Below are 26,769 nucleotides of genomic sequence, written 5' to 3' on the forward strand. Positions count from 1 at the left end.
GGATCGGGTACTCGTTAAACATCCAAACGAAGGAGCGGGCACGGTTCTGTTCACTCACCCAAATCGATCCGATCGGCTACGAGAACGCCCGCGCGATCAACCGTTCGCAAGTTGCGAACGAATCCAGTCCATCGCCTTTATCAAGATCGGTTCGCAAAACTGAAGCGCTCGGTGAAGTGCAGGTGGCGATGCGCCCGAATTCGGACCACTGGAGAACCCCGCGAGGCGCTTTGGGTCTCGAGGAACCGCGCGAGCACGTCCGACCCGGAATCGATCCCGTGGCACTGACACGTGGCGGTGAACAAGGTCAACAGGACGTGGTCAGAGGTTCGTTCTTTTCTATTCGACTGTCCCTGTGGGTTCGGCCTGGAGCGACCGGATCCGGCGCGCGATCACCTCTCGGATCTTTCTGTCCCCGGACAGCCAATAGCTGACGGTGCGCGTCGAGACGGGTAGGGCCCGCGCGAGCGGGGTCTGCCATTCGGTGCCGTAGAGCTGTTCACCGAACGTGCGGAGTTCGGCTGGCGTCATGCCGCTGTATGATGTGTTCGTGCGGTCAGACATGCGGGAAGAGCTTCCTCACGATGTCCAAGGGAAGTTCGCGAATGCACTGCAACTTTTCATCCTGAGTCAGTTTGTGCACGGGATTAGCCTCATGCAACTGATGGCTCAGGTATTGGTCATCGTCCATGTCCGCGATCTGTGATTGTTTCCGAACCGCGCTCGCGATCCGCTCCCGGTTGGGGTGGTCGGGATGCGCGTTCAGAGTCATGACCGCGTGATTGGCCAGGGCCTTTGCCATCACCCGTCCATCGCACATTCCTTTGGGGATCTCCTCAAACCCGGGGTAAGGAATGGGTATCGGCTCGTGACCCACATGAGCATCGGAAATCGGCGCTTCCGACCGCGCGGAAGCCAGGGCCGCGCGCTTGGCCGCTCCAGCCATCCGCCCCGCCAGCCTTTGTCTCTCGTGGCAGGGCTTGCAGCTCGTCTGAAGGCGATCGCGAGTGAATCCGCATCCGCCAAACTCGGAGAGCGGTTTCTCTTTCTCGCAAATCTTGCACACCTTGGTTTTCAGCTCTTCCGTCACGTCTTTGCCTTTGTGCTCCTTCGCCGGGCTTCATTGCCCATGCGTGAGCCGACCGTAGCGCAGAACAATGTTCCGGTCAAGTACATCGTGAAACACAGCAGTTTTATGGATCTTGGTCGTGAGGAACTCGATGCGGCAGTACACCCCACGCGCCCCGGCATCGGCGAACAGGACCGGGATGTCGGCGACCACCACCGAAGAAAAGTCGGCCGGTGACGCGCCTGTTCCCGCTGGAACGCACACCGTCACGGGTTCCCGGTGCCGAACTCGGCGAGCAAGTGAATGCTGGGGAAGGTGCCGTGCACCGCGTCGTAGAATGGGGTATCCGCGGTGACCAAGGGCACGTTGTGGCGTGCGGCCAGGGTCAGGTATAAACAATCGGCCAGCGGGTGCCCGAGCGCCAGGGACCGGTCGGCCGCTTCGGTCATCAGGGCGCGGTCCGGAGTCAGGCGCAAGTTCCCCAGGCGCAGGAACTCCCACCACGAGCCGAGCGCGCGTTCGGCCGCGGGACGGTCCAGCTCGCGGTTGCGCGCCTTACGGGTAATCGCCGAGGTCACTTCGAGCCCCACGAGTTCGGGGGCCAGCAGGAGCGGGTACCGGGCGACCAGGCGGGCCGCCGCCTCGGACTGGTGCTCGACCACAAACAACTTGGTCGCCACGCACGCGTCGAGCACAATCACCACCGGGTCTCGCGCTCGGCTCGGATCTCTGCCGTGCTGTCGGATAACTCGCCGAACCGGGCCAGTTGCTCGGCGCGCTCGCGAGCCAGGCGGTTCAGAAGGTGCGTCTTGCGCGCGTTGGCAATTTCTACCAATCCGGCCCGGATCTCCTGTTCCATCGTGCGGCGGTTCAGCCGGGCCAGTTCCCGGATCACGGCCAACACATCCGCATCCACATTGCGCAGTCGCACCTCGGTCACACACACCTCATCTCGTTGTTGCTGATCTCGCGATCGTAACACCAAATCGAGAATGATGTCAACAAATTTAGAATGTGCGTGGACGGGCATCGACGCAGTATGGCCCCTGCTCCGTCATAAAGGACGTTATGAGACATCGGCTACAGAGCGAAGCGAGCTAGATGAGACATTTGCGATGGGGATCCAGATAAGGCGACACATTATTTTTCGCAAACAATTCCAACAGAGCTCGCAAACCATAGCGGCGTTCAAAGTCGCGCTCGGCAGTATAAATCGGCAATACTGTATAAAACACCACGTCATCACCATTTGGACGCGTGAAACCTGTAAGCGGCGATTTGTCAACTAACAACAACCAGCAAGTCATTAAAGTGTATGCCGAGAGCGGTGCGGGCGAATCTCCGTTAGCAACAATGCTATAAGGCTGCCCCAGCCACAAACCCGCTTCAAAAGGATACTCTGCAAGGCGTAGAAGCCATTGGACAGCCCATGAGTACTTCTCTTCTTTCCAAGCTGCCGGATGATCGGGCCAATATTCGCCCAGTGGCATAGCTAGCTCTGCGAATCTGTAACGTTCCATGCCACTTGGCACCACCATAGGTCGCGATGACATTCCATCGGTGAACGCGCCCGCAAAATCCTCATGCAGGACAGTATGAACTGTAACAGAGGCACTTCCTGGAAAAACCGGCTGCCACCCCAAGGGTATGATTGAGCCGCAGCGTTCCTCCATATATCGAAAAACTGGTGTCATCGGTGGCGGCTGCCTGTAATTGCGAGCCTGTTCGGATTCGACGGCCCCCTTTGAACGCAAATAGTCGGCAATTTCGGTCTTTCCGTACGCGATCGCCCAAGAGAGCGGTGTATTGTTTGCACGGTCACATACATCAAGTACGGCGCCCGCCTCAACTAATAACTGCACGACATCCAACCGGCCCGCCAAAATCGCCGGGGCTAGCGGAAAGCAATGAGGCTCACGGCCTTCGACCTCATAGTTAATATGAGCACCGTGTTTCACCAACCATTCTAGAATCAACCATCGATTGGTGCTGGCAGCGGCGTTTACCGGCCGGTTGATCGGGTTGTTTGGCGGGCTAATGTCAAGCTCAACGCCCACACCGAATAACAATTCGACCAAATGTGATTCTTCGCGGCGTGTGGACGCTGCGATCATCAGATCGGCCCGGCACTCAGGGTCATTCAAGAATGCCGGGTTGTTGATCAAGAGTTGTCGGATCCCCGCGTCATCGCGTTGCCAGAGCATATCAAAGAAGCGAGTGCGCAAGGGTTGAAAGCTCATTGTGAGCACCTCTCATTGACCAGGAAGCTGTTTCAGAATGAAGGCCGCCGCAAATTGCTGCAAAAGAGTAACAGTCGCAGCTTTACCAGCGGCAAAATTCCCCAGGTTGTCTATGAATGCCTTATTAAGCTCGCTGTCCATATAGACGATTGCATCTTTAGGGTGCCCGTGATTGGGCGCGTATGCCAGATTCTCTTGTCCCCAATACGGGTTAATCCCGAAATAGAGAAGGATATCGCGTGCATCGCGACCCTCAGCCTTACCTGTACCCTTGGCTGCAGCCAGTTTATTTATGATATGATGCCCGTGCGTATTAGTCGACAGGCCTAGACCGGATATATATGTGTTGTACGTTGCCAGATCTCGCCCGATAGCGTCTTTATCATTTAATTTGTTTTTGATGTACTCTTTCCAGCCTCCTGGCGGAATCGCATTCTCCAATGTAGCCCGCGATTGAGCTATATTCGCCTGTCCAAAATAGCTCCTTATGACCCGCTCTACAGTTGGCACCTGGTTTTCAAACCCGTATGACCCTATGAGGTTCCCAGCAATCGCATCAGTGATCGCATTGTAGTCGCCTACAACGCCATATTCTGCCCCCTTAGCTCCTTCTGCGAGAATTAATTCGACAATTTTATTTTTTGCGGCCATGGAATAGATAGTGGTTCCCATTTTCGCCGCAACATCTGTCGCAACCTTGCGCCCGCTCAAGAATTCGTAGGTATTGTGGGCCCACGCGGCAAATCCCCAATGATCACCACCTACGAAGTATGTGTGAAAATCTGCTACCCGCAAGTTGTAGACGGTAGCGTCGAGGCCTGTATCGAATGTCTCTTCGATCCCTATCCATTCGCCGGACAGGGTGGCAATTCGGTCTCCGGCTTGCAATTCTCCTGCGGGGGTCCAGCCCCGATCGCTGGTGAAGAACGGGTGCTCAGCAGTAGTGCCAATAACTTGCCCACCAATGTGCAAGTTAAGCACCCGCGCGGGCCGCACGAGTACCGCCTCCACTACCTTCCCCACGACCGGCCCGGATGGGTCGAGTTCCGAGCGCGAAAGAACTAATTCCCCAACCGTTATTTCCTCAATCGACTTAGCACCATTCGGTGTCAGGAGTGGCGTCCCAGCGACGAAACATGCCCCGTTGAGACACGCCAAAACGGTTTGTGCCAGTTCACCAATTGCATCGCCAGGCTTTGTTCCACCTTCAATCGCTTTCAGATCTGCGGTTGCCTTACCAAACACGACAAGCTGCTTCTTGATCTTCGCCTGTTGCGCAGCCAGTGCCTTTGGATCAGCCGCGGGCGCCTGAGCCTTCATCTCGGTCTTGAGCTTCTGATACTCGGTATCTGCCAGCTTTAGCTTAGGTGTTGCGGCCTGTTGAGCCTTCGCCTCGTTGTTGAGCAAGGTACGAAGCGCTGGCGTAGTCCGCGCCTCCAACGTCCAATCGGCAACGTACTTGTCTAGCGGTGCGTTAAGGCTACCAAACATAAATTTTGGGGCTCCGCCGTTAGTACCGGCTACTGCCCACATGCGGTAGGTCAAACCTCCGATTTCAAAGGTTACCACATTGCCGATGAGACCGGCAAATTGATCTGGCCGCCCGAGACCGGGCCTCGCCAACACCTTATCGAACTTTCGCGTAACTGCAGAAACGACTTTATCCATCACCAGATCGACTTTATCGCCGATCCTTTGTCGCAGTGATGCAACAGCCTTGAACACGTCCCGGGGCAGGGTACTCAGCCCCAGCACGCTCATCCCCAGGTCCAAGGCCAAAGGGGCCAGTTTCGTTTCCAGGAGCGCCGTAATCTTGTTCGCCACGGCGTTGATCGCCGCGTCGGAGTTCACCTTCAGTTGGTCGACGTTGTCCCCCAGTTCCTTGACCGCGAGGGCCAGATCGTTCACCTGATTGATGTTGGTCACCAGCCAGGTGGCCACGTTGTACAAGGCCGTGAGCCCACCCCCGGCCGGGTTGATGATGCTGCCGGCCCACTGTATCGCTTTGGTGGCCACGATTTTGAGGGCCTGGTTCTTGATCGCGTCCAGCGCCAAGTTCTTCATGTTGTCGGCGGTCAGCACGTCACCGAGCAGCGCCTGCACACTGGTGTTGTCCTCTAACTCCCGCAGCCCGTTGGCCAGCATCTCCGGGAGCCCGGTGAGGAACCCCAACTGGTCGTCCTTTTGCAACTGCGCGCTGATGAAGTCGTACGCCGTGGACAGCAACTGGATGTTGTCTGGGCCGATCTTGGCCGCGGCCCGGGCCACGAAGTCGTCCCACGTCAGCCCCAGCACCTTGAGCACGAACCCGGCGACCTCCGGGGCCTTCGTGATGTCCGGCAGGTCCTTGGCTTCGATGAGGACGTCCGCCGGGATCTTGTTCTTCACCCAGTTGAGCACCACGTTCTGCATCGTCTGGAGCAGGTGCTCTTCTTGGAAGAAGGCCGCGAACCCGCGCTTCCCGGCCTCCACCAACCGGTTGCCGAACCCGGTCGGATCCGCGAGCAGCCCGTCCAGGACTTTGGGCACGGTCTCACCGAACAGCGAGGACAGCGTGCGTTCCAGTTGCGACAACTTGCTCACGAAGTCGCCGACCGAGTCGATGAACTGTGTGGCCGCGCCGACAGTGAGGTCGTACAGGCGGTTCGCGTACTGGACGATGATCTCGACCCACGATTCGCTCGTGCTCTGTTCCTTGACCTTTTGTGACTCCTGGTAGTACCCGCTGAGCACCTGCCCCGGGGACAGGACCTTGGTGGCGAGCGTGGAGGTGACCGAGTTCCTGCCCACGGGTCCGTCGTCGCTGACGGTGACCTTGATCCCGCCCTGGGGCAGGGCCGTGAACGTGTGGCTCAACTTGGTGCCGATTTCGGACGGGTCGAACGCCCGGGATCCGCGCGTGAGGGTGAAAGTGGTCACCGGTGAGCCGTCGCCCCAGTCGACGGAGACCGTGTGTTCGTCGTCCAGCCCGGGGTCGACGAATGACCCCTTCAGAGTGATCGTCACCGGCTGGCCCGGGGCCGGGGCGGTCGTGAGCGGCGCGGCCAGTTGCAGGCGCAACTTCGACGGGACCACGTTCTCGACAACCGGTTGGCCCAGGACCGACACCTCGGTCCCGCCGCCCGACGGTTTGACGGTCGCCCGGAGGGCGTACGGGAACGGCCGCGGGGGCGTTTCGCCGTCGTAGTCCTTGTTGTTCCGGTACGTGTACTTGGCCTCGAACCGGAGGGCCGTACTGTAGGACTGCGATTCGGGGCGGCCGAACGCATCGTTGAACTGAGCCCAGGGCACCAGCGCCACGTTCGATTCGGCACCGGTTACCCCCCAGGTGACCCGGACCTGGCCCCAGGTGGTCTGACCCGGGTTCATGAGGGACCCGACGACCGTCACCTCGTCCCCCTCTTTCGGGTTCGACGGCGAGATGTGATCGATGACCAGGACCGGGGCCTGTTCGCGGACCGTGACACTCGCGGCCCCGCTGACGGTCAGCGTCGGCTGGTCGTCGTCGGCCACGTTGAACGTAATGTTGTAGACCCTGTTGCCGGGCGTGGCCCCCGGTGCCACCCCGACCTCGTACGTGTGGTACACCCGAACCGGCTGGCTAAAATCGACCTGCGTCGTTTTGCCGTCGCCCCAGGTGATCGTCGCTTTGTGGAAATCGCCCGAGCCCGGGTCGGTCACGTTCAGGGTGAGTTGGACCAGGACCCCGCGCGGGTCGTTCTCGCCCCGCCCGTCCGGGTTGACGGTCACCTGACCGGTGACCGCCGACGGGCGCACGTTCTTGACGGTCGTGGTAAACGCGCGACGGGCGGTTACGCTCGTGTCCCCGACGCGGGTGAAACTGACCTGCACCCGGGTCGGGTCACTAGCGGTACCGTTACCGGGGGCGCGGCCCCCGAACCCGTCGTCGACCCACCCGTCGTCAGCGAACCGGTGCGCGTACGAGAACCCGATCATGGCCCCCGCGGAGCCGAGCGTGTACGTGTGCGTCGTCGGTTGGGTCCCGTCGCCCCAGTTGATCGTCATCAGGAACTGCGTCCCGCTCGGGGTCCCCGCCGCCGGGCGATAGGTCCCCACGAGGGTGAACTCGGCCCCCTCACTGACCTCTGCCGCGTTGTACCCGTCACCGAGTCCCGGGTCGGTAAACTGAATGCCCGATCCGTCGTCGTCCTCGATCGTTACGACCGCCGAGGAACTGCCCCCGACGGTGTAGTCTCCCTCCGAAAAAGCCAGCGTGACGGTCTCGCTCCCCTCTTCCTCCGTGTCGTCCTTCGGGGTGACCTTGACCGTCAGCTGCTGTTCGTCGGTGAGCTCGGTCGTCCCCGCGAACTCGATCGACGCCGGGAGGGCATCGTAATCGGTGCCCGGGGTGGCGGACTTTTGAGGGGACGTGTCGGTGTGGAGGTAGACGGTCAGTGCCTCCTCCAAGTTCCCGTGGCTCCGGGTGATGACGAACTCACCGGCCGCCGAGGGCTCGGCCGCGTCCTTGACGCGTTCGATCTTCACGACGGGCGGATCGTCTTCGATGCTGATCGAGGTTTCGTTCGGGGCGCCTACCTTGTACTTGGTTTCGTTGGGCGTGACGGTCAGCGTCACCGTCTCGGGGCCCTCCTTGCGGTTGTCCCGCTTGGGCACGATCTTGATTTCGGCCGCGTCCTTGAGCGCAACGGTCGCGGGGAGCGCGTTGTAATCCACCCCGGACTCGGCCTGGCCCGACAGCCCGATCGACACGTCGATCGGGACCGACGTGTCGCCACCGGTCCGTTTCAAGATGATGAAGCCGTACGACTGCTCCGGGTTCTCTTCGTAGGCGTCCCGGTGGAACTCGGCATCGACGGTCACGACCGGGGGGTCGTCGGCGATCGTGACCGTGGCCGCCGGGCCGGCCCCGACCTGGTACTTGTTCGCGTCCGGGGTGATCGTGAGCGTCACGGTCTCGCCCCCGTTCTCGACCGCGTTGTCGAGTTTCGGGGTGACGCGCAAGTAGACGGTTCCCTTACCGGCCGCAATGGTGATCGAGGCGGGCGCGCCGGCGAGGTCGGTCCAGGGCCCGTTCGGATCGTCGGACAGGGCGAGCGTGTAATCGGTGTTCAGGGTCGCGCTCCCGCCGAGCGCGACCGCGACGGTCAGTGCCTCGTCCGGGTTGCCCCGGGTGCGCGTGACCTCGAACGTCGCGGCCTCCTGCCCGAGCTCCTTCGCGGCCCCGCCCGTGGCCGACACGATCGCCGGGTCGTCGGCGATCGTCAGGGACGCGGTCCCGGGCGCGCCGGTCAGGTACGTTTTGGTCCCCGTGCTCGCCTCGCGCACGGTCACGGTCACGGTCTCGCCGCCCGCCTCGACAACGTTGTCCCGTTTGGGTGTAACGTCGACCGTGGCGGTCGTCTCGCCCGGCCTGAACGTGACCGACCCGAGGAGCGCGACGAAGTCGTTGGCCTGCTCGGCGGTCCCGCCAACGGTGTAGTTGACGACGAGCGCGGAATCGAGATCCCCGCCGGTCCGGGTGAACGTGAACCGACCGGCCGACAGATCCTGCTCGCGGGCGTCGGTCGTTTTGGTGACCGTGATCGTGGGGGGATCGTCGGCGATGGTGATGAACGCGGTGCCCGGGGCCCCGGCCTCGTAACCGGTCCCGTTCTCCACCTTGACCTCGACCCGCTCCGAGCCCTCGACCAGGTTGTCGCGCCGGGCGGTGAGCCGCACGTCGACGCTGGTGGCCCCGTCGGGAATGACGACCGAGCCCGAGAGCTCCTCGTAGTCGTCGCCCGCGGTCGCCGTGGACGCGACGAGGACCGTGTAGGTGACGGTCAGGTCGCCCTTGGTCCCGGTGCGGGCGAACGTGAACGCCCCCGGGTCCCCGCCCTCGGCCACGGACGAAGACGAGGTAACCGTGACGGTGTCGGTAACGGCGACCTCGACCGCTTCGGCTTCACTGTTCCCCACGCTGTCGGTCACCGTCACCCACGCCGTGTACACCCCGGCGGTCGCGTACGTGTGGGTCTGGTTTGCCCCGGTGGCCACGGCCGACCCGTCTCCGAAATCCCACTTGTACGTGTACCCCTGCTCGGTCCCCCCGGAAGCGGTGGCGGTGAAGGTCACGGGTTGTCCGGCCCTGAACGGGGCCGGATCGGCGCTCGGGGTGACTACGAGCTCCGGCCACGGGGTGACCTCGACGGTCACCTTACCGGCGTCCGTCCGGGTGCCGTTCGTCACGGTGTACGTGAACGTGTCAAGACCGGTCCAGTCGAGGGCCGTGGGGGTGTACGTGAGGGTGCCGTTGGCGAACGTTACGGTCCCGTGCGCGCCCTGGGTGTTGCCGGTGAGCGTGGTGCCGGCCGGGAGTTGTGGGGCGTAAGCCACCGCCTTTTTCGGGTGCGTGGAGGTGCCGAAATCGGGGGCGAGCGAGTTCGGGTCGGTCACCTTGACCGTTACCGTGCCGACGGACATGCCGCCCCGCCCGTCCCGCACCAGGTAGGTGAACGTGGCCGTACCCAACCAGGTAGCGTTCGGGGGCGTGTACGTGAACGCGCCCTGCCCGTTGTACGCCGCCGTCCCGTTGGCCGGCTGCTTGACGACGACGTCGACCGCGTCGTTGTCCGCATCGGCGATCGCGATGGTGACCGTTTTGGCGGCGCCGGCGTTCGTTTGCACCGACGCGCCCGGGGCCGTGGGCGGGGCGTTCGAGGACGCGCTCGGGTTAAAGTTCGTCACCCCGTCAAAGCTCGCGACAATGTTGTGTGGCCCTTCAGCCAGGGTCACGGTCGTGGTGGCCCGGCCCTGGGAGTCGAGGGGCACGGAGCCCAGATCCGTAACCCCGTCAGAGAATTTAATGTTCCCCGTCGGGGTGCCGGAGCCCGGGGTCACGGCTGTAACGGTGGCGGTCAGGGTGACCGACCCGCCGGCGCCCCACGTCCAGCTCAATTGGGTCCTCGTCTCCGCGGGGTTGACCGACAGGTCGCGCGCGCCCTCGGACGGGCCGAAGGTGGAGTCCCCGCCGTACGACACTTGAACATTGTGGTACCCGACGCTCAGCGAGCTGGTGGTGAGTGTGGCCCGCCCCTGGGCGTCGAGGGTGCCCGTACCGAGCGTGGTCTCGCCGTCCTTGAACGTCACGGTGCCGGTGGGGGTGCCCGGGCCGGCGCCCGCGGTAACGGTGGCGGTGAACGTCACCGCTTGTCCGAACACGGACGGGTCGGCCGACGCCGAGACGCTGACGGACGCGGCCGACCGAACGGTCAGGTCCAAAACCTGGGAGGTGCTATGCGCGTAATTCGAGTTGCCTGTGTAAATCGCGTAGACCGTACGTGCTCCCGCGGCCAGTGCTGTGGTCCGAAGCGTCGCGACGCCGTCGGCATCGAGCGTTCCGTCCCCGAGGTACGTGCCCGAAGAGGAGAAGGAGACCGTTCCCCCCGGCACGCCGGTGCCGGGGTGGACCCGCGTCACCGTGGCCGTCAACGTCACCTCCTGCCCGGCGAGGCGTGGGTCCGACGCGGCCACCACGGTCGCCGTCGACTCCTTGACGACCTCAATATCGAACGGCGCCTGCGTCACGCTGAACCCGTACTCCGGGCTCCCGGAGTACGTGGCGAACACGCGGTGCGTGCCGACCGCCAGGTCGGACCGGGTGACACGTGCCCGGCCCTGGCCGTCCAACGTGACGGCCGGTTGGGCCACACCGTCGATCGTGAAGTGTAGCTGCCCGGTGGGCACCCCGGCGCCCGGGGCCACCGGGGCCACCGTGGCGGTGAAGGTCACCGCCTGCCCAAAGGCGACGAGCGGGAGGTCGGCGGCGACCGCCGTCGTCGTCTCGGCCTCCCGAACGGTGAGCGCGGCCGCGGGAGACGTGCTGGTGACGAAGTTCGTGTCCCCGGCGTACCGGGCCGTGACCTGAAGGGTTCCGACGTAGAACGGGATCGTGCCCCCGCCCTGAACGGTCATGGACGTCGCGGTCAGCGTCGCCCGCCCGTTGCCGTCGAGCGTGACCGCCGGTTGGACCTGGCCGGCGATCGTGAAAACGACCTGTCCGGTCGGGGTGCCGGCCCCGGGACTGAGGGCGGCGACCGTAGCCGTGAGGGTAACCGCCTGCCCGTACACGGTGGTGACGTCCGCAACCGAGGTGGTCGTTGCCGCCCGATCAACGCGGTGGTTAACCGCGGCCGAGGTGGTCGCGGCGAACGTGGCGTCGCCGTTGTACGTGGCGGTAACGGCGTGGGTTCCGATCGCCAGGCCCGAAACGCTAACGGTCGCTCCCCCGGACGGGCCGACCGTGCCGGTCCCCAGAACCGTGGTCCCGTCCCGGAACGTCACGGTGCCGGTTGGTACCGCGCCGCCCGGTGCCACGGGCCCGAACGTCGCGGTCAGCGTAACAGACTGGCCGAACACGGTGGGACTCGGGGCGGCACTGAGGTCGAGTGAAATTACGTCGGTGATTCGCACGTCGGCAGTCGCGGAACCGCCGCTGCTCCCGGTTACGGCGCCGCTGTCGACGGAGGCGCGGAACCCCTCGAACCCCTCGACCAGGTTGTCCTTGGGCGCGGTGACGCTCAGGGACACGGACGTCACCCCGGCCCCGAACAGGAGCGTGCGGCGCCCGTTCGCGTCCGGGGCGCCCAGGACCCCACCCGGCGCGGTGATCGTGTAGTCCGACCCGGGCGCGGCCAGCGGGTCGCCCCAGGCGTCGGTGCCGAACGCGAGCATCACCGTCAGCGGTTGGGCCGTGTCCCCGCCCATGCGGTTCACGGTGAAAGAACCTCCCGAGCCGCCCTCCGAAATGATTTGTGTTGCCGGGCCAAAGGTCACGGCCGGGGGCGCGTCGGTGATCCGCACGTCCGCGGTCCCGGCGGTCCCGCTGCTGGTTCCCCCGCTCCCGCCGCTCCCGAGGCCCCCACTTCCTCCGCTCCCCCCGCTCCCGGAGCCCGGTATACCGGCACCTGGTACGGCCCCGCTGTAAACGGAGACACGGAACCCCTCGGTGTTGTCGACCATGTTGTCCCTGGGCGCGGTAACGCTCAGGGCCACGGACGCGGTATTGGCGGGGAACAGGAGCGTGCGGCGCCCGTTGCCGTCCGGGGCCGACAGGGTGCCACCGGACGCGGTGATCGTGTAGTCGGCCCCGGGCGTGGCCAACGGGTCGCCCCACGTGTCAGTTCCGAACGCGAGTGTCACGGTCAGAGGCTGGGTCGGATCTCCGCCCTCGCGGTACACGGTGAGTGTGCCCCCGGAGCCACCCTCCGAGAGGACCAGCGATGGGGGGCCGAACGTGATCGTCGGGGGCACGTCGACCACCTCCACGTCCGCGGCCGCGACGCTCCCGAGGGTGTACCCGGACCCGGTCAGCACGCTGATGCGGAACCCCTCGTTCGGGTTCTCGACCAGGTTGTCCCGGTTGACGGTGACGGACAGGGGGACGGACAGGATCCCAGCGGGAATCAGCAACGTGCGGGTACCATTGGCGTCCGGGCCCGACAGCGTGGCCCCGTTCCCGGCAACGAGTGTGAAGTCGGTGCCCCACGTGGCGAGCGGCCGCCCGTTACTGGTCCCGAATCCCAGGTTCACGGTCACCGGCTGCGACCCGGCACCGGTACGCGAAACGGTGATCGTTCCCCCGCCCCCTTCCGACATCGTCTGGCTCGGCGGGCTGATGCTGACGGTGAGCGGCACGTTGGTGATTTGCACGTCGGCCATGGTGCCGGTGCCGAGGGCGTACCCGGTTCCGGCGATCGCGGTCACCCGGAACCCTTCGGTACCCTCGTCTACATCGTCCGCCAGGGCGCTGACGCCGATCGTCCAGGACGCCGACCCGGCCGGGATCGTGAGGGTCCGTTGGCTGGTGCCCGGCGAGCCCGAAAGGGCCCCCCTGCCGCAAGGGTGTAATCGGCCCCCTCCGTGGCCTGTGGGTCGCTGCTGTTTCCCAGGGTGAGAACCACTTGCAGCGGTTGAGCCACGCTCCCGGTGCGGCTAACCGTGATCAACCCGCCCGCGCCCGCACCCTCCGCGACACTCTGCAGGGGCGGGCTCACCGTTACAACCGGCGTTCCCCCGGACCCGCCGCTCCCCCCGGACCCGCCGCTCCCTCCGGATCCGCCGCTCCCCCCGGACCCATCATTGTCCTGGATGTAAATGGTCGCGGGGACGCCGCTGACCATGTAACCGCCGCTGGCCACGGCCACGGTCACCGGTTCGTTAGTTTCGACCAGAGTGTCGTTAATTGGGGTCACGTAAAGGGACGCGGACGTCAAGCCGCTGGGGATCGTAACCGACCCCACGGGCGAGCTCAGCCCGGTGTAATCGACGCCCGGCGTGGCTTGGCCCGGGGCCGTAGAGACCGAGTAGTACACCGTCAGGTCCCCGGTCGACCCGAACCGGTGCACCACGAAATACCCTTTCCCGGTCCCGGTCGGATCGGTCTCGGACGCGCCCTTGTCCCCGGTGATCCACACCGTGTCCGTGCCCCCGCTCCCGCCCGACCCGCCGCCCGACGGGGGGACCGGATCGTTGCTCGCGCCGACGTACAACCCGCCCGTGTAATCGGCCCCGAACGGGACGTACGCGCCCATCGGGGTCGGAAGTTCCTCAAGGGTCGCCCCGTCGAACACCTTGACCGTACCCGGTACACCTTCGCCGGTCCCCACGACCACATCGGCGTACCGATCGTCGTTTACGTACGCGACCGCGACCCGGACCCCGGCGGTCATCCCGGCCCCGAAGGGGCTGAAGTCCGACACCACGGCCCCCGAAACCCCGTCGAACACGCGCACCCGGGAGCCCGTACCGGCGCCGGTCCCCACAACCAGGTCCGCGCGTCCATCCCCCGTGACGTCGCCCGCCAGGAAGTCGGCACCCACCTCGACTCCGGTCGTGACCGACGGGTCGAACGCGTAGAAGCTCCCGAGCGGGCCGCCGATCACGTCCCCGGTGCTCAGATCGAACACCCGGACGTGGGGCCCAGCCCCGGGACCAGCTCCGACCACGAGTTCGGACTTGCCGTCGCCCGTGAAGTCCGCGGCCGCGACCGTGGCCCCGCCCGCGAACGCCGGGGCGAACGCGTAGAAACTCGCGAGCTCCTCGCCCGTGTGCCCGCTGAACACCTTGACGTGGGGCCCGGCCCCGGCCCCGACCGAGGTGATCACGTCGGCCCACCCGTCCCCGTCCACGTCCCCGCTCGCCACGTACACCCCGCCCGTGAACGCGGGGTCGTACGCGTAGAAGCTCCCCAGCGGGCCCGCGATCTGGTCCCCGGTGCGCCCGTCGAACACCCGGACGTGGGGCCCACCCCCGGCCCCGGCGGCCGCGATCAGGTCGGGCATCCCGTCGTTGTTCACGTCCCCTGCGGCCACGCGCACCCCGCCCGTGAACCCGGCGTCGAACGGCTGGCGCTCGAACGCGAGCTCCCCGGTCTCGGCCTGATACGCGCGCACTAGCGGCGGGGCCCCGGTGGCACCGCCAACGAACACGAGCGGCACGGGCAGCGGGCGCCCGTCCGGTACGACCCGGTCCTCGAGCCCCGTGACGTGGAGTTGCACGGGTCGGGGCGCGGGCGCGGAGCGCCGCTTGAGGCGCCGGACCAGGCGGCCGAACGGTTTCAGCAGGATCCAACGGTTCAGGCACGTCATGGCGAGGCTCTCACGAGGGGGTGAGTGACTTACGTCCGGGGAAATTATGTATCCGGCACGGCGCGTACCGGGGCACGGGTCGGCGGGAGGTGCCACGGTCGCGGACATCGGGGCGAACTCAAAAGTTTCGGTTCAGTTACGTTCCGTCACGCGGAACGTGTCTTCGCGGCGCGCGTCAGGTTTTCCAGGAAGTCGACCCATTTGGGACCCAGCACGTCCGGGTGCCAGGTGTGCTGCGCGGCCCGTTTCGCCTTACTCGAAGCCTCCGCGTACGCCACGGGATCGTCCCAGAGCCGCACGATGGCCTCGACCCACGGGCCGACGTCCTCGGGCGTAGGGGTGATCCGGGTGTCCGGGGTGAACCGGTCCGGGATGTCGAGCCGGAACCCGCCTGCGTCGAGCACTTGGCGGAGCCCGCCCCGGCCCGAGCCGAGGACCGGGATCCCGTTGGCCATCGCCTCGACCGCGACCCGGGGGAGCCCCTCGCGCCACAGCGACGGCATCAGCACCAACCGGCTCAGGCGGTGGAACCGGCGCGGGTCCGGGGTGTTCCGCATGCGCCGCAGAGAACCCGACTGGCCCAACTCGAGGCCGCACTGTGCGAACCAATCGATCGTGCCCCGGCCCTCGACCACCAAGAGCGGGATGTCGGGCCGGCTCCGGTCCAGGACCTCGGCGATCCGCGCGAACCAGAACACGCCCTTGGCCGGGTCCGGGTTCACGAACGTGACGTACTTCGGGTTCACCACGTCGCACACCATGCGGTCCCAGTTCCACGGCCCGGGGAGCACCACCGGGTCCAACCCGATGGTCCGGTAGTGCGCGCGGTTCGCCTCGGACGGGACCACGACCGCGTCGCAGCCGCGGAACGCGTCGCGCGTGGGGTACGCGTAGTTGTGGAGCCAGAACACGACCCTGGCCCCGACCGACCGGGCGATCGTGGGGACCACCTGGCTCGCCGGGTCGCCCCCGTAGAACAGGACCACGTCCGGGCGGAACCGCTTCACGACTTGGTCGAGCCGGGCCGCGAACGCCCGGGCCTCGTCGGGCGATGGTGAGCGTCGGGCCGCGGGCGGATCGGGTTCGAACACGGCAACCGGGTACCCGCCCGGGGCCGTGTACCGGTGCTCGGTGAACGATACGGCTCCTGCACGACCCGGGACCGCGGTTGCACCGATCCGGGTCCGCAGGACTTCACCAATCGGGAGCCCGTCCGTGTCCAGGTGGGGCCCGGTGAACACCTCGCACGCCCACCCGCGCGCGGTGAGCAGGTCGAACAGGTCGTGGGTGCATAGGGCCGCGCCACTGGTCCGGTCCTCGAAACAGTGGTACGACGCGAACAGCACGCGCGGGGGCCCGGTCGGGACGGCCTTTGTGGGTGGGACCGGGACGGCCAGATCGCTCCGGAGGTACTTGAGGGTTCCCACCCGGGGCGAGTGAACGAGCGCGCCGAGCAGCGCGTGCCCGGGGAGCAGCGCGTCCACGCGGCGCCGGGCCGCGTCCGTGTGGTACTCAACCAGGACCACTTTAACCCGGGCCAAGCGTTCCCCGAGGCGCTCCAGGATATCACCCTCGACGCCCTCGGCATCGACCTTAAGCACGTCCACGTTCTCGAGTCCGAGTTCGTCCCACGCGGCCGCGGCGTCCCGGATCGACACCGGTACGCGCCCGGCGGGGCTCGGGACCAGTTCGGGCACGATCGAGTGCCCGGCCCCGGACCCGGGATCGAGAAGCAGATCGGAGGTTCCGTCCGCTGCGCCGAGACCGAACGGGTGGACCGTAACCTCCGGGAACGGGGCCGTGTTGCGGCGCAGGAGCTCTACGTGCTCGGGGAACGGCTCGAACGCGTGCACGATCGCGCCTGGGTGCCAGGCGAGGCGCGCGTACGCCGCGAACGCCCCGCAGTGCGCGCCCACATCGACCACGACCGGGGGATCGGACAGAACCGCCGCGGCCACCCCCGAATACTCGCCCTGCTCAAAGATCTGGCCCACGACCCAGGCGTCGCGCGGGGGCATGTGGAGCACGTGCCGCGCGGCCCCCTTGCTCACTTCAACGGTCACCGCTCCCTTCAGCACCGAAGCGGCTGGAGATGCGGGTTCGTTAGATACGGGTAGCGATTGGCGCCACGGGAGGCGGGTCGGCGCGGGTCGGCCCGGCAGCGGCGGATCCGGGGGCCGGCCCGGGACGCGCCCTCGGCCCGGATGTGGTACAGCCCGCTCTTCTCGGGGCGGAACGTGAACACGGCCCCAGCAGTCGCGAACCGGCGCCACAGTTCTGAGTCTTGCTCCCGGGGCAACCGCTCGTCAAACCCGTCCGTGTGATCCGTCACCTTGCGCCGGTGCGCAACCCCGAGTGGGACCGCGATGTGTTCGCGGAACAGGCGGTCGTGGACTTGAGCCGGGTCGTGCGTGTACGTGTGCCCGTACCGTGGGTGGCCCAGGCGCTCCTCGAGCAGGTCGTACCGGAACACGAGCACGTCGGCCTCGCCCGCGGCGTGCGTGCGGATCTGTTCCAGATAATCCGGGTAGAACTCGTCGTCCTGGTCCAGGTACGCCACCCAATCCCCCCTGGCCCGGGCGAGCGCGACGTTGCGCGCGGCCGAGACGCCTCCGTTGGTGGGACGCCGGATCACGCGGACGCGGGGGTCGTGCGCGGCCAGTTGCTCGGCCACGGTTGCGGTCCCATCGGTCGAAGCATCGTCGACGATCAGGGCCTCCCACGCAGTCAGGGTCTGGCGCCGGAGCGAGGCGAGTGCGCGCTCGATCAACCCGGCGCCGTTGAACACGGGCACGACGACCGAAACGAACGGGGAGCAACCACTCGATACGGCGGAATTCATTGAGCTATCGATCTCGCAGAAAAGGCGGAGGCATTCCGCACCACGTCCCGGAGCGCGACGAGTGCGCGAGCAACAACGTGGTGTCGGGAGCCGACTTATACTGTGATGTGGAAGTCCCGGCCGCGCGCCTTATGCTGGGCGAGATGCGGCCGCAGATCGCAAGGGCGAGCACAAAAGTAATGGGGGGGCCGCGAACTCGATCGACGCGACGGGCAGGCGAATGAGGAGATTCAAGACATCGTCCTTGGCAAGGGCTATTCGTTCGGCCGTGATGTGCGAGTGGATCAAAGGTCAGGAGAGTCACGCGCACGATTTACGATACCGACTGAACGTGAATGATGATCTCGCGCGAATAAGCTATTGTCAACCACAGAGCATAATTTTCTTCCCGAGATTGCACAACGTGCTATGCCATAACAAATTGCGACGCAACTGGCGAGTCGCGATTGCGGCTGTCAGTCGTTAAGCTACTGGCAGTATTTGATCGAATAGAACTTGTTCTCATCGCGCGATGCGCTCAGAGGTCCAACGCCGCGGGATAGATCTCTGATTTTTGTCAGGCCAGAATTACAGTGCCGCGCAATCGCGGCACTGTTGAGTGTGTACTGCACTTAAGTGCGCGTTCCTGGGCTAAGAAGCAAATGTGATTTCAGGAATTATTTCAGCGCCCGACATCCATCACGGTGGTGACGACCACATCGTTCCGGCGACCAACGCGACCCGAATTACCGCCGACCTGACCGCCCAAGGTGTGAGCACCGATTCGTACACGTACGCCGGCGCCGACCACGGCTTCGGCTCCATCGGGAACGATCCCGCGGCCAACGCGGCGGCCCGGGCGTTGTCGAAATCCCGAACCCTGGCGTTTTTTGCCCGCCACCTCATCTAACGATCGGAACGCCACCACGTTAGCTGGCCGCGATCGAGAGAACTGTTCGTCGCGGGAATTGCTCTCCGAAGTTAAGCGCGACGGTTGCGGTCGCATCAGAAGTCGTCTCGGAAGTCGCTCGAATCGGAGTTCGTTACGGATCATCGGTGACCCGCGAGGGCGCGACCACCGTTTCCGCAATCAGAATTCGAGTTAATCGTCGAGCAGGTGGCGAGCGTACTCCGCCGCGATCGCCCCGACCCTGCCGGTCGTGCGCCGTAACAACCATCCCCGAAACCCGTGCGGTTCGAGCACTTCCGCGAGGGTCTTGACGCGCTCGAAGAGCGCGTCACGGAACCGAACGCGCGGGGCCGGTTGCGTGTCCCTCAAGCGCTCGTTGGCACTGTTCTCTAGGTCCGGGGTGATCGCGTACGGTGCCCCCCGTCCTGTTCCGGGTACGCACCCAACATACTCTCCAAGGTCGGGCGCGCCAGCACCCGGCCCTTGCGGAAGTTGTACTCCCGCCACCTCTGCTCGAAGAACCCGCCGAACCACTCGAGTTGCGTACCCGCGAGCCCCCTTCGGGAGGGGACGTAATCCAGGACCGCGGCCCGGCCCATCAGTATTGCTGCGCAAATCCCTTGCGTGAGCCACCGGACCGTGCTTCACTCGCCCCGTTATGCCAGCAATATCTTCATCCCCCACATTCGAGCCCTTTTCGGCAGGCAGCGCGCAGTCGCGGGCACGTCAGCGCGTCGTCTCCTGTAAGGGGCGGGAAGAGAGGTGAAGTGAGCCAATCGATCGAAGCCTATCCCCTTCAATGGCCGGCCGGAAAACCCCGAACGATCCGTCCCGAGCGGAGCCGGTTCGACGTATCTTTTGCCCGGGCCCGCGCCCAGGTGCTGCACGAGGTCAAACTCCTGGGCGGTACGCAGCCCGTTCTCTCCACCAACATCCCACTGCGTAAAGACGGATTGCCCTACGCGACCTTCAAGGAGCCACGTGACCAGGGCGTGGCCGTGTATTTCACTCTCAAAGGCAGGCCCATGTGCTTCGCGTGCGACCGGTGGGAAACCATCCGGGAAAACATGCAGGCGGTGGCCAAGACTATCGAGGCGTTGCGCGGGATCGAGCGGTGGGGCAGCGGGAGCATGGTCGAGCAGGCGTTCACCGGTTTCGTGGCGCTGCCCTCACCGAAGTCCCCGTACGACGTTCTCGGCGTCCCGAAGGGGGCGACAGTGACTGAGATCGAGGCCGCCTTTCGGCAGAAGGTCAAAATCGCGCACCCCGACGCTGGCGGGGCGGTGGGGGCCATCCAGGAGTTGATCGAGGCCCGTGACAAACTTCGGGTAGCGTTATGACGCATGGTACTGGTCCGATCGCCCTATGGCAGAGCGGATAAGTGCAACAGGAACCCATCGCATGAACGCCCAGAATCGGCACCAGTCGAGCTAAGAGGGACCGTCTCATTTTACCAACCTCGGGGCGGGGCGTGCGGAACGAGCGGTTCGGGCACTCGCTCCTTGTACAGTGCACCGCCCCCGAGTCCAACAAAGCGTTCGTTGGGGGCTTCTGGAGCAAGCGGTCGATGGACGCGAGTTCAACCCATGCCTTGTGCAAACCCGTTCGAGCGCCGAAATTGTTCATTACCGCTTAGGCGGCCCGGACCTCCGACCGTTCCGTGGGATCAGCAAGCACTACCTCCATCAGTACGTCGCCGTCTTCCAGTGAGCGTACAACAAAGTCGGCGTGGCCGGCATGGTCCGCACCCTACTTCGGCTGTCCCTGCCCACCCCGACAGCCTCATGAGCCGAAATTTTAAAATGTCCACCCGGTGAAATCTCACTCGGCTAAGCGCCCAAAGCCGGCCACCCTCGCATCCCCGGTCCTTCGATCCCTTTGTGTGGGGGCCGCGGAATTTCCGGGCCAATGACCAAGTGAAGCGAATCGGCACACCGCCCGCGGCAGCCCGTCCCGGTTGTGAAAGTCACAGATTTTCCTCGCCTCACACGAAATGATTTACTCTCCAGTTCGGGTGCTTATGATGGCGCATGCTCCGGATCACCCAACAAACCAGCGCCGACGGCGCCAAGACGTACTACACGCGCGCCGATTACTACACCGAGGGACTGGAAACCGTCGGCTTGTGGGGCGGCGACGGTGCGCGCCGGTTGGGATTGCAAGGAACGGTCGATCAACACGCCTTCGACAACCTGTGTGATAACCTCGACCCGGCCACCGGGAAGCAACTCACGGCCCGTACCCGCACCGATCGCACGGTCGGGTACGACTTCACGTTCAGCGTCCCCAAGAGCGTCTCACTCGTCTACGCGCTCTCCGGCAACACCGACATCTCCATCGCGTTTCGGGCGGCAGTCGACGAGACTATGCGCGACATCGAACGCGAGATGAAAGCGCGGGTCCGCAAGCGCGGGCAGGATACGGAGCGGACGACGGGCAACATGGTCTGGGCCGAGTTCGTCCACAACACATCGCGTCCGGTCGACGGCGTCCCCGACCCCCAATTGCACACACACTGTTTCGTGTTCAATTCGACTTGGGATGACGAAGAACGGCAGTGGAAGGCGGGCCAGTTCCGCGAGTTAAAAGCCAGCGCCCCGTATCACCAAGCCGCGTTTCGGGCGCGGCTGGCGAACAAACTCCAAGACCTAGGATACGTGATCGAGCGCAAGCGGGACGATTTCGAGCTCGCGGGTCTTTCGGCTGCAACCCTCAAACGTTTCTCACGCCGGACAAAAGAGATCGAGGACAAGGCCGCGGAACTGGGCATCACTAACCCTAAGGTCAAGGACAAACTCGGGGCGGCCACACGCGCGAAGAAAGATCACACGCTCACCTGGGCGGAACTCCAGAAACAGTGGGCTGACCGGTTGAGCCCGTCTGAGCGCGAGCCTCTCAAACGTGTGCAGAGCCGCACTGTACCCATTTCTCGTCCCGCGCGCGACGAGCAGGGTGCGGTCGACTACGCGCTGGACCACGTGTTCGCGCGCAAGTCCGTCGCCGCGGAACGCGAACTCGCGACCGAGGCCCTGAAATACGGGTTGGGGCGTGTCACGGTCGAGGGCGTGCAGGCGGAACTCGCCAACCGGCCGCTGATTCGCGACCGGCGGAACGGGCGAGCCGTTGCAACTACGGCGTCGGTTTTGGCGGAGGAACAGCGGATCATCGATTTTGCGCGGCGGGGGCGGGGCAAGTTTCGGCCACTCGGGGATCCCAAACGCGACGTAAAGCGGACCTGGCTGAATGACGGGCAGCAGGCTGCCGTTCGCCACATTCTCGGCTCGCGAGACCGCCTTATTCTCGTGCGCGGATCGGCCGGAACTGGCAAAACAATACTAGAACAAGAACTCGGCGACGCCCTGACCGACCTGGGCAAGCCGTGCGTGGCGCTCGCGCCGTCGGCCGGCGCCAGTCGCGGCGTGCTGCGCGAAGAGGCGGGCTTCTCGGGTGCAGACACGGTAGCCCGGTTTCTCAAGGACCAGACGATGCAGAAACGGGCGCGGTCGGGCGTCATCTTGCTCGACGAAGCCAGCTTACTCGGTGCAAAAGACGCCCTGGCCTTATTTATTCTCAGCGTACCCTGGAGTGACACAATTTATCCTTGAGGAGCCTGGTGCTGTAGCGGAAGATCGGTGCTCACCGTAATCCGTTACCGGGAGAGGCTCCATGCGTCCCACGTACTCGTTCCCCGAGTCGGTTGTCGAAGCGATTGTGCGCGATCGGTACGGGCACCCGGACCCGCGCGTTCAGGAGCGCATGGAGATCCTGTGGCTCAAGAGCAAGAACGAGTCGCACGGGCGCATCGCCGAACTCGCCAACGTGTCCCGGTCCACGGTTCAGCGGACCTTGCACATCTTCGCGGCGAAGGGCCTCGATGGGATTCGGTCGTTCGGGTGGAAGGGACAACCCAGTGCCCTGACGCCACACGCGGCAACGATCGAACAGGAGTTCCGCAAGCACCCGCCTCACACGGCTCACGAGGCGGCGCGGCGGATCGAGGAGCTGACGGGCGTCCGACGAAAAGTGTCGCGGGTGCGCAAATTCCTCAAGGACGACCTGGGGATGAAGTGCTTGAAGGTGGCACCGATCCCGGTCCCGCCCAAGAAGACGATCGAGGAACACGCCCGAGCGCAGGCGGACTTTTTAAAAGGCGGACCTGGAACCGAAGTTGGCGGAGGCGCGGAGCGGTAAGCGGTCGGTGTACTTCGTGGATGCGTCGCACTTCGTATTGGCGTCGTTCCTGGGTTGGGTGTGGTGCTTCGTGCGGTTGCACGTGCGCGCGGCAAGTGGTCGGCAGCGGTACAACGTGCTGGGCGCGCTGAACGCGGTCACGCACGAACTGGTGACGGAGATCAACACGACGTACATCACCGCCACGTCGGTGTGCGCGTTGCTTCACACGATCGCGCGCCGGGCGGGCTCGGTGCCCGTCACGTTGGTGCTGGACAACGCCCGGTATCAGCGGTGCGTGTTGGTGCAGGACGCGGCCAAGCAGTTGGGGATCGAGCTGCTGTTCCTGCCGTCGTACTCGCCGAACCTGAACTTGATCGAGCGCCTGTGGAAGTTCGTGAAGAAGGACGTGCTCAACAGTCGGCACCATCAGGACTTCAAGAGGTTCCAGAGTGCCATCGACGGGTGCCTCGCGGATCTGCCGACCAAACATCGAGAGAAACTGGCGACTCTGTTGGCCCACAACTTCCAGACCTGGAACAATGTGTCACTCCTGGGCGCGTAAAGCATAACATCGCGAAAGACCAGGACGCACGGGTCGTCGTCCTCGGCGATTCCCGCCAGCACCGGAGCGTAAGCCGTGGCCAGTTGCTCAAGCTTTTGGAAGAAAAAGCCGGGCTACCGGTCGCCGAAGTCACTGAGATCGTCCGCCAGAAAGGGGATTATCGCAAGATTGCCGAGGCGCTGAGAGAAGGCAAAACGGCGGAAGGGCTCGCCATGCTCGACCGACTTGGCTGGATACGTGAGGTGCCCGATGCCGAGCGGTACCAGGCGCTGGCCGAGGCGTACTTGTCTGCAGTGCAGGAGAAGAAGCGCGGCGGCGGTAACAAATCCGCGCTCATCGTCGCACCAACCCATGCAGAGTTGGCTCGGATCACACAGAGTATTCGCAACGCGCTCAAGGACCAAGGCAAACTGGGCGAGGAGCGTCCGCTCGCAGCTTGGATCCCGGCACATTTCACCGATGCCCAAAAGCGCGACGCGTCGAACTACGAAACGGGCGACTTACTCCTCTACCACCAGAACGCCCCGGGAATTACGAACGGTGCCCGCGTCGTCGTCACAGAAGGAGCAAACGTACCGACCACCCACACCGACCGGTTTGAAGTGTTCCGCCCCGCTACCATCGCGGTCGCAATCGGCGACCGCGTACGGGTGACGTCCAACTGCCGCACCCGGGACGGGAAACACAGACTCGACAATGGTGCGCTCTACACGGTTCGAGGATTCACCCCGAAGGGCGATGTCGTGATCGATCATGGTTGGGTAGTCGGAGCGAACAACGGTGTGCATCTGACACACGGGTACGCGGTAACGAGCCACGCGTCGCAGGGCAAGACGGTGGACAAGGTGTTCGTCGGATTGTCGAGCCAATCATTGCCCGCGATGAGTCAGCGCTCCTTGTACGTAGCTGCGACTCGCGGCCGCGACGAGGTCATGCTGTTCACGGACAGCAAAAAGGAACTCGTAGCAATTGCCCAGAAGCCCGACGATCCGCTCTCGGCCGTGGACCTTGTGCACGGGCGGAACCGGTGGAACCCCTTCCGGCAGCGCCTCAACCGGCATCTCACGTACCTGCGCCGACAGTTGACGTTCAACCGGATTCATGCGCCGCACACAGTGGACCGAGAGCGAACCGAACCGCTGCGGGAGGCTCGACATGAGCGATAAGACCGGGACGCGCGGGTTCGATCCCCACGCCCTGCTGGAAAACCTCGCCGACAAGCGCCCGCGAGCGATACCCAAAGAAATCGAACCAGAAGGAAGCGACGAGGAAGCGTGCCCCGCTTTTGGCTTTGTCCGGGGAACGCGCGACAAGGCGCTGATGCTGGAACTCCGGTTCCGCAACGGAAATCGCGAGTGGTACCCGTACAGCCTGCTCGGTCCGTGCAAATACAACCCGTCCGTCGGCATCCTGCTCAAATTCGCGGGGGATACGGTAAACTTGGTGCTGATCCGGGGCAGCAATCTCGACGCGTTCGTGAACCAAGGGACCGTCAACCTGACCGACCGCGGGATCCAGCGGCACCGGGTGTTATGGGTCCGTGAAATGGACGAGGACGAACTGCGTCGAGCACCACGGAACGAGCCAACGATCGACGGTATTGAAGTGGGCGAATTCGAGTCCCATGAAACTCAGCATGAATGGCTCGGAGCAATCGCCCCGGTGTTTCTTCGCTCTATTGAATAACGTACGGAAACATGCTCGACGCGTTGGTGCGTTCTGAACGCGACCTACCATCGAGCGACAAGAGAAAGGCCAGTTGCCTCTCGATGAACGAGAACTCTTCCATAACTCGGCCGAACACTTAAGAGTAAGAACGGTGAGCACCAGTACCTCCCCAGGAAGAGATTCGAGCAAATCAGTTCTGGAATATCGATCCACCTAGGGCTTGCTTCTTGACAATCGATCAGGAAACTTGGGAGGAACTGATCAAATCGCACTCGAAGAGTAGATTGCCTTGGGAAGGCAATCACAGCTTTAGCGCAAATACGTGTTTGAAAGGCTGTTGGCAATGAGCGAAGAGAGACAAAATCAACTACACATCGCACATACACCCATCCTTGGACTTGGCGACCGTCGGTTCTCACTGGGACGGGCCGCCCCTGATTTCACGGGGCGAGGCGTCGAAATCCGCCAGATGGTTGATCGATTTCAAGCCGGCACGGTTGGCACCTTCTTATTGTGGGGTATGGGTGGGGTGGGAAAAACCACACTCGCTCAGAGCGTGGCTCACGCGGTTGCCGATCAGTTCCCTGATGCACTGATCGAACTCAATTTGCAAGCCATGTCGGACGTACCTATCTCGTCTTCCGAGGCGATGGCTTCCATCATTCACGCGTTCCATCCAGACGAAAAACTTCCCGACAAAAAGCCCGAGCTGCGTGCACGATACCGGACCGTCCTCTACGGCAAGCGAGCACTGATCCTATTCGACAACGTTAAGAATGAAGAGCAGGTCCAAGATCTCCTCGCGGCCGCACCGACAGTTGGATTCATCCTCACCAGTCGCAACGCCCTTGCGTTGAGCAGCGTCTTATCGATTTCGCTAGACGTACTACCAAGCAGCGACTCAATTAAGTTTCTCGCAAGGATTACTTCAAGTGAAGTAAATAATAGAAATCTATCTGCAATCGCAAAATTATGTGGCCACCTACCATTGGCTTTGAGAGTAGCTGGTAGCAATCTCACAATCCGCAAAAGCCAGTCAACATCTCAGTATATCGAAGCGTTAGAAGTGGAAAACACACGATTAGAGCGTCTGAAAGGCAAGACAATCACAGACGACGTGAAAGCGGTGTTGTCCCTGAGTGCCCGTGAACTTGTCCACGAAAACGCCAGACTAGCCCAGCGGTGGCAAATGCTCTCGGTGTTCCCAGCTGATTTCGATAAATTTGCCGTCGCCGCAGTTTGGGATCTGATTTCCGATAGCTCACGGGCCTCAGGCACTGTTGAAGAAGAACTTACGGCACTGATCGACCGCAGCCTCGTGCAATACGACACGAATACAGACCGTTACTCACTTCACGATCTGATGCGCCCAATTTCCCGCGAAGTGTTTGAATATGTCGAAGGGCACCCTTTACAAGCTGATTCGGCAAGATGTATCGCCGCGGCTAAGAGGCGATTTGCAATTTTTTATTGTAATAAAGCATCTGAAATTAGCCTCCATCATAACAAAAACGACAGCCACATTCGTCAGGACCTTGACAATATTGCCTCTGAGATCACCAACATCAACCACGGACAAGCCTGGGCGAATCGGTCCCGTCATCTTGGCATCTGCACGACCAATTTATTTGGCGGCCGCCTGTACGAAAAAAACATAATGACAATTCGCACCACTTTGATCAATGGTTTGTAAACTGGCATCAAGATTCACTCCTCG

19 protein-coding genes are annotated in these 26,769 nt (G+C 63.6%); 9 read left to right on the plus strand and 10 right to left on the minus strand.

Annotated elements, in window-relative coordinates:
* Window positions 1-339: 339 nt before the first annotated feature.
* Window positions 340-564, minus strand: a complete 225-nt coding sequence (locus VT84_RS06435) for an adhesin (protein ID WP_239465711.1) — start codon at window positions 562-564, stop codon at window positions 340-342.
* Window positions 557-1,090, minus strand: coding sequence for a hypothetical protein (locus tag VT84_RS06440; protein ID WP_082838931.1), 534 nt, complete (start codon window positions 1,088-1,090; stop codon window positions 557-559). Before VT84_RS06440 ends, VT84_RS06435 begins: the two co-directional genes overlap by 8 nt.
* A gap of 39 nt (window positions 1,091-1,129) precedes the next feature.
* Between VT84_RS06440 and VT84_RS38170 the strand changes: the two genes are divergently transcribed.
* Window positions 1,130-1,306, plus strand: coding sequence for a hypothetical protein (locus tag VT84_RS38170; protein WP_157469243.1), 177 nt, complete (start codon window positions 1,130-1,132; stop codon window positions 1,304-1,306).
* A 29-nt stretch (window positions 1,307-1,335) separates the two neighbouring features.
* On the opposite strand, the gene VT84_RS39480 is transcribed toward VT84_RS38170, so the two are convergent.
* The 7 genes from VT84_RS39480 to VT84_RS06470 form a co-directional block, all read right to left on the minus strand.
* The gene (locus tag VT84_RS39480; RefSeq protein WP_162271617.1) at window positions 1,336-1,770 is read right to left on the minus strand and encodes a type II toxin-antitoxin system VapC family toxin; all 435 of its coding nucleotides are present in this window, start codon (window positions 1,768-1,770) and stop codon (window positions 1,336-1,338) included.
* The gene (locus VT84_RS39485) at window positions 1,767-2,009 is read right to left on the minus strand and encodes a hypothetical protein (RefSeq protein WP_162271618.1); all 243 of its coding nucleotides are present in this window, start codon (window positions 2,007-2,009) and stop codon (window positions 1,767-1,769) included. Before VT84_RS39485 ends, VT84_RS39480 begins: the two co-directional genes overlap by 4 nt.
* A gap of 157 nt (window positions 2,010-2,166) precedes the next feature.
* Complete coding sequence (locus VT84_RS06450) at window positions 2,167-3,309, minus strand: suppressor of fused domain protein (protein WP_082838933.1); 1,143 nt, start codon at window positions 3,307-3,309, stop codon at window positions 2,167-2,169.
* A gap of 12 nt (window positions 3,310-3,321) precedes the next feature.
* A complete protein-coding gene (locus tag VT84_RS06455) occupies window positions 3,322-13,035 on the minus strand; it encodes an Ig-like domain repeat protein (RefSeq protein WP_082838934.1) in 9,714 nt (3,237 codons plus the stop codon).
* Window positions 13,036-13,058: 23 nt separating this feature from the next.
* Complete coding sequence (locus tag VT84_RS06460) at window positions 13,059-14,918, minus strand: FG-GAP-like repeat-containing protein (RefSeq protein WP_162271619.1); 1,860 nt, start codon at window positions 14,916-14,918, stop codon at window positions 13,059-13,061.
* Between the two features lie 146 nt (window positions 14,919-15,064).
* The gene (locus VT84_RS06465) at window positions 15,065-16,981 is read right to left on the minus strand and encodes an FkbM family methyltransferase (protein WP_157469245.1); all 1,917 of its coding nucleotides are present in this window, start codon (window positions 16,979-16,981) and stop codon (window positions 15,065-15,067) included.
* A gap of 8 nt (window positions 16,982-16,989) precedes the next feature.
* Entirely contained in the window at window positions 16,990-17,760 is a 771-nt protein-coding gene (locus tag VT84_RS06470; RefSeq protein WP_082838937.1) for a glycosyltransferase family 2 protein, read from the minus strand.
* Window positions 17,761-18,403: 643 nt separating this feature from the next.
* On the opposite strand from VT84_RS06470, the gene VT84_RS06475 reads away from it, so the two are divergent.
* Entirely contained in the window at window positions 18,404-18,649 is a 246-nt protein-coding gene (locus tag VT84_RS06475; protein WP_082838938.1) for a dienelactone hydrolase family protein, read from the plus strand.
* 192 nt (window positions 18,650-18,841) lie between these two features.
* Here VT84_RS06475 and VT84_RS38175 read toward each other — a convergent pair whose 3' ends face one another.
* Entirely contained in the window at window positions 18,842-19,018 is a 177-nt protein-coding gene (locus VT84_RS38175) for a hypothetical protein (protein WP_157469247.1), read from the minus strand.
* Between the two features lie 398 nt (window positions 19,019-19,416).
* On the opposite strand from VT84_RS38175, the gene VT84_RS06485 reads away from it, so the two are divergent.
* From VT84_RS06485 to VT84_RS06510, 7 genes are all read left to right on the plus strand, one after another.
* Entirely contained in the window at window positions 19,417-19,989 is a 573-nt protein-coding gene (locus VT84_RS06485) for a J domain-containing protein (RefSeq protein WP_239465714.1), read from the plus strand.
* A 690-nt stretch (window positions 19,990-20,679) separates the two neighbouring features.
* On the plus strand, window positions 20,680-22,254 hold the full coding sequence (gene mobF / locus VT84_RS06490) for a MobF family relaxase (RefSeq protein WP_082838940.1): 1,575 nt from the start codon (window positions 20,680-20,682) through the stop codon (window positions 22,252-22,254).
* 61 nt (window positions 22,255-22,315) lie between these two features.
* Window positions 22,316-22,840 carry a helix-turn-helix domain-containing protein gene (locus tag VT84_RS42120; protein ID WP_052552795.1) on the plus strand — a complete coding sequence of 175 codons (525 nt, stop codon included), beginning with the start codon at window positions 22,316-22,318 and terminating at the stop codon, window positions 22,838-22,840.
* On the plus strand, window positions 22,818-23,384 hold the full coding sequence (locus VT84_RS42125; protein ID WP_410000365.1) for an IS630 family transposase: 567 nt from the start codon (window positions 22,818-22,820) through the stop codon (window positions 23,382-23,384). Before VT84_RS42120 ends, VT84_RS42125 begins: the two co-directional genes overlap by 23 nt.
* Window positions 23,285-24,550, plus strand: a complete 1,266-nt coding sequence (locus VT84_RS06500; protein WP_082838941.1) for an AAA family ATPase — start codon at window positions 23,285-23,287, stop codon at window positions 24,548-24,550. The genes VT84_RS42125 and VT84_RS06500 overlap by 100 nt, the downstream gene beginning before the upstream one ends.
* Window positions 24,540-25,070, plus strand: a complete 531-nt coding sequence (locus VT84_RS06505; protein ID WP_082838942.1) for a hypothetical protein — start codon at window positions 24,540-24,542, stop codon at window positions 25,068-25,070. The genes VT84_RS06500 and VT84_RS06505 overlap by 11 nt, the downstream gene beginning before the upstream one ends.
* Before the next feature lie 325 nt (window positions 25,071-25,395).
* Window positions 25,396-26,745, plus strand: coding sequence for an ATP-binding protein (locus VT84_RS06510; protein ID WP_157469249.1), 1,350 nt, complete (start codon window positions 25,396-25,398; stop codon window positions 26,743-26,745).
* Window positions 26,746-26,769: the final 24 nt, after the last annotated feature.

This window comes from Gemmata sp. SH-PL17 (assembly GCF_001610855.1).
GTDB lineage: Bacteria > Planctomycetota > Planctomycetia > Gemmatales > Gemmataceae > Gemmata > Gemmata massiliana.

Excerpts from the sequence above, each read along its gene's own strand:
- VT84_RS06435 (WP_239465711.1), bottom strand. The coding sequence starts at position 564 with ATGTCTGACCGCACGAACACATCATACAGCGGCATGACGCCAGCCGAA.
- VT84_RS38170 (WP_157469243.1), top strand. The coding sequence starts at position 1,130 with ATGCGTGAGCCGACCGTAGCGCAGAACAATGTTCCGGTCAAGTACATC.
- VT84_RS06450 (WP_082838933.1), bottom strand. The coding sequence starts at position 3,309 with ATGAGCTTTCAACCCTTGCGCACTCGCTTCTTTGATATGCTCTGGCAA.
- VT84_RS06460 (WP_162271619.1), bottom strand. The coding sequence starts at position 14,918 with ATGACGTGCCTGAACCGTTGGATCCTGCTGAAACCGTTCGGCCGCCTG.
- VT84_RS06470 (WP_082838937.1), bottom strand. The coding sequence starts at position 17,760 with ATGAATTCCGCCGTATCGAGTGGTTGCTCCCCGTTCGTTTCGGTCGTC.
- mobF (WP_082838940.1), top strand. The coding sequence starts at position 20,680 with ATGCTCCGGATCACCCAACAAACCAGCGCCGACGGCGCCAAGACGTAC.
- VT84_RS42120 (WP_052552795.1), top strand. The coding sequence starts at position 22,316 with ATGCGTCCCACGTACTCGTTCCCCGAGTCGGTTGTCGAAGCGATTGTG.
- VT84_RS06505 (WP_082838942.1), top strand. The coding sequence starts at position 24,540 with ATGAGCGATAAGACCGGGACGCGCGGGTTCGATCCCCACGCCCTGCTG.
- VT84_RS06510 (WP_157469249.1), top strand. The coding sequence starts at position 25,396 with ATGAGCGAAGAGAGACAAAATCAACTACACATCGCACATACACCCATC.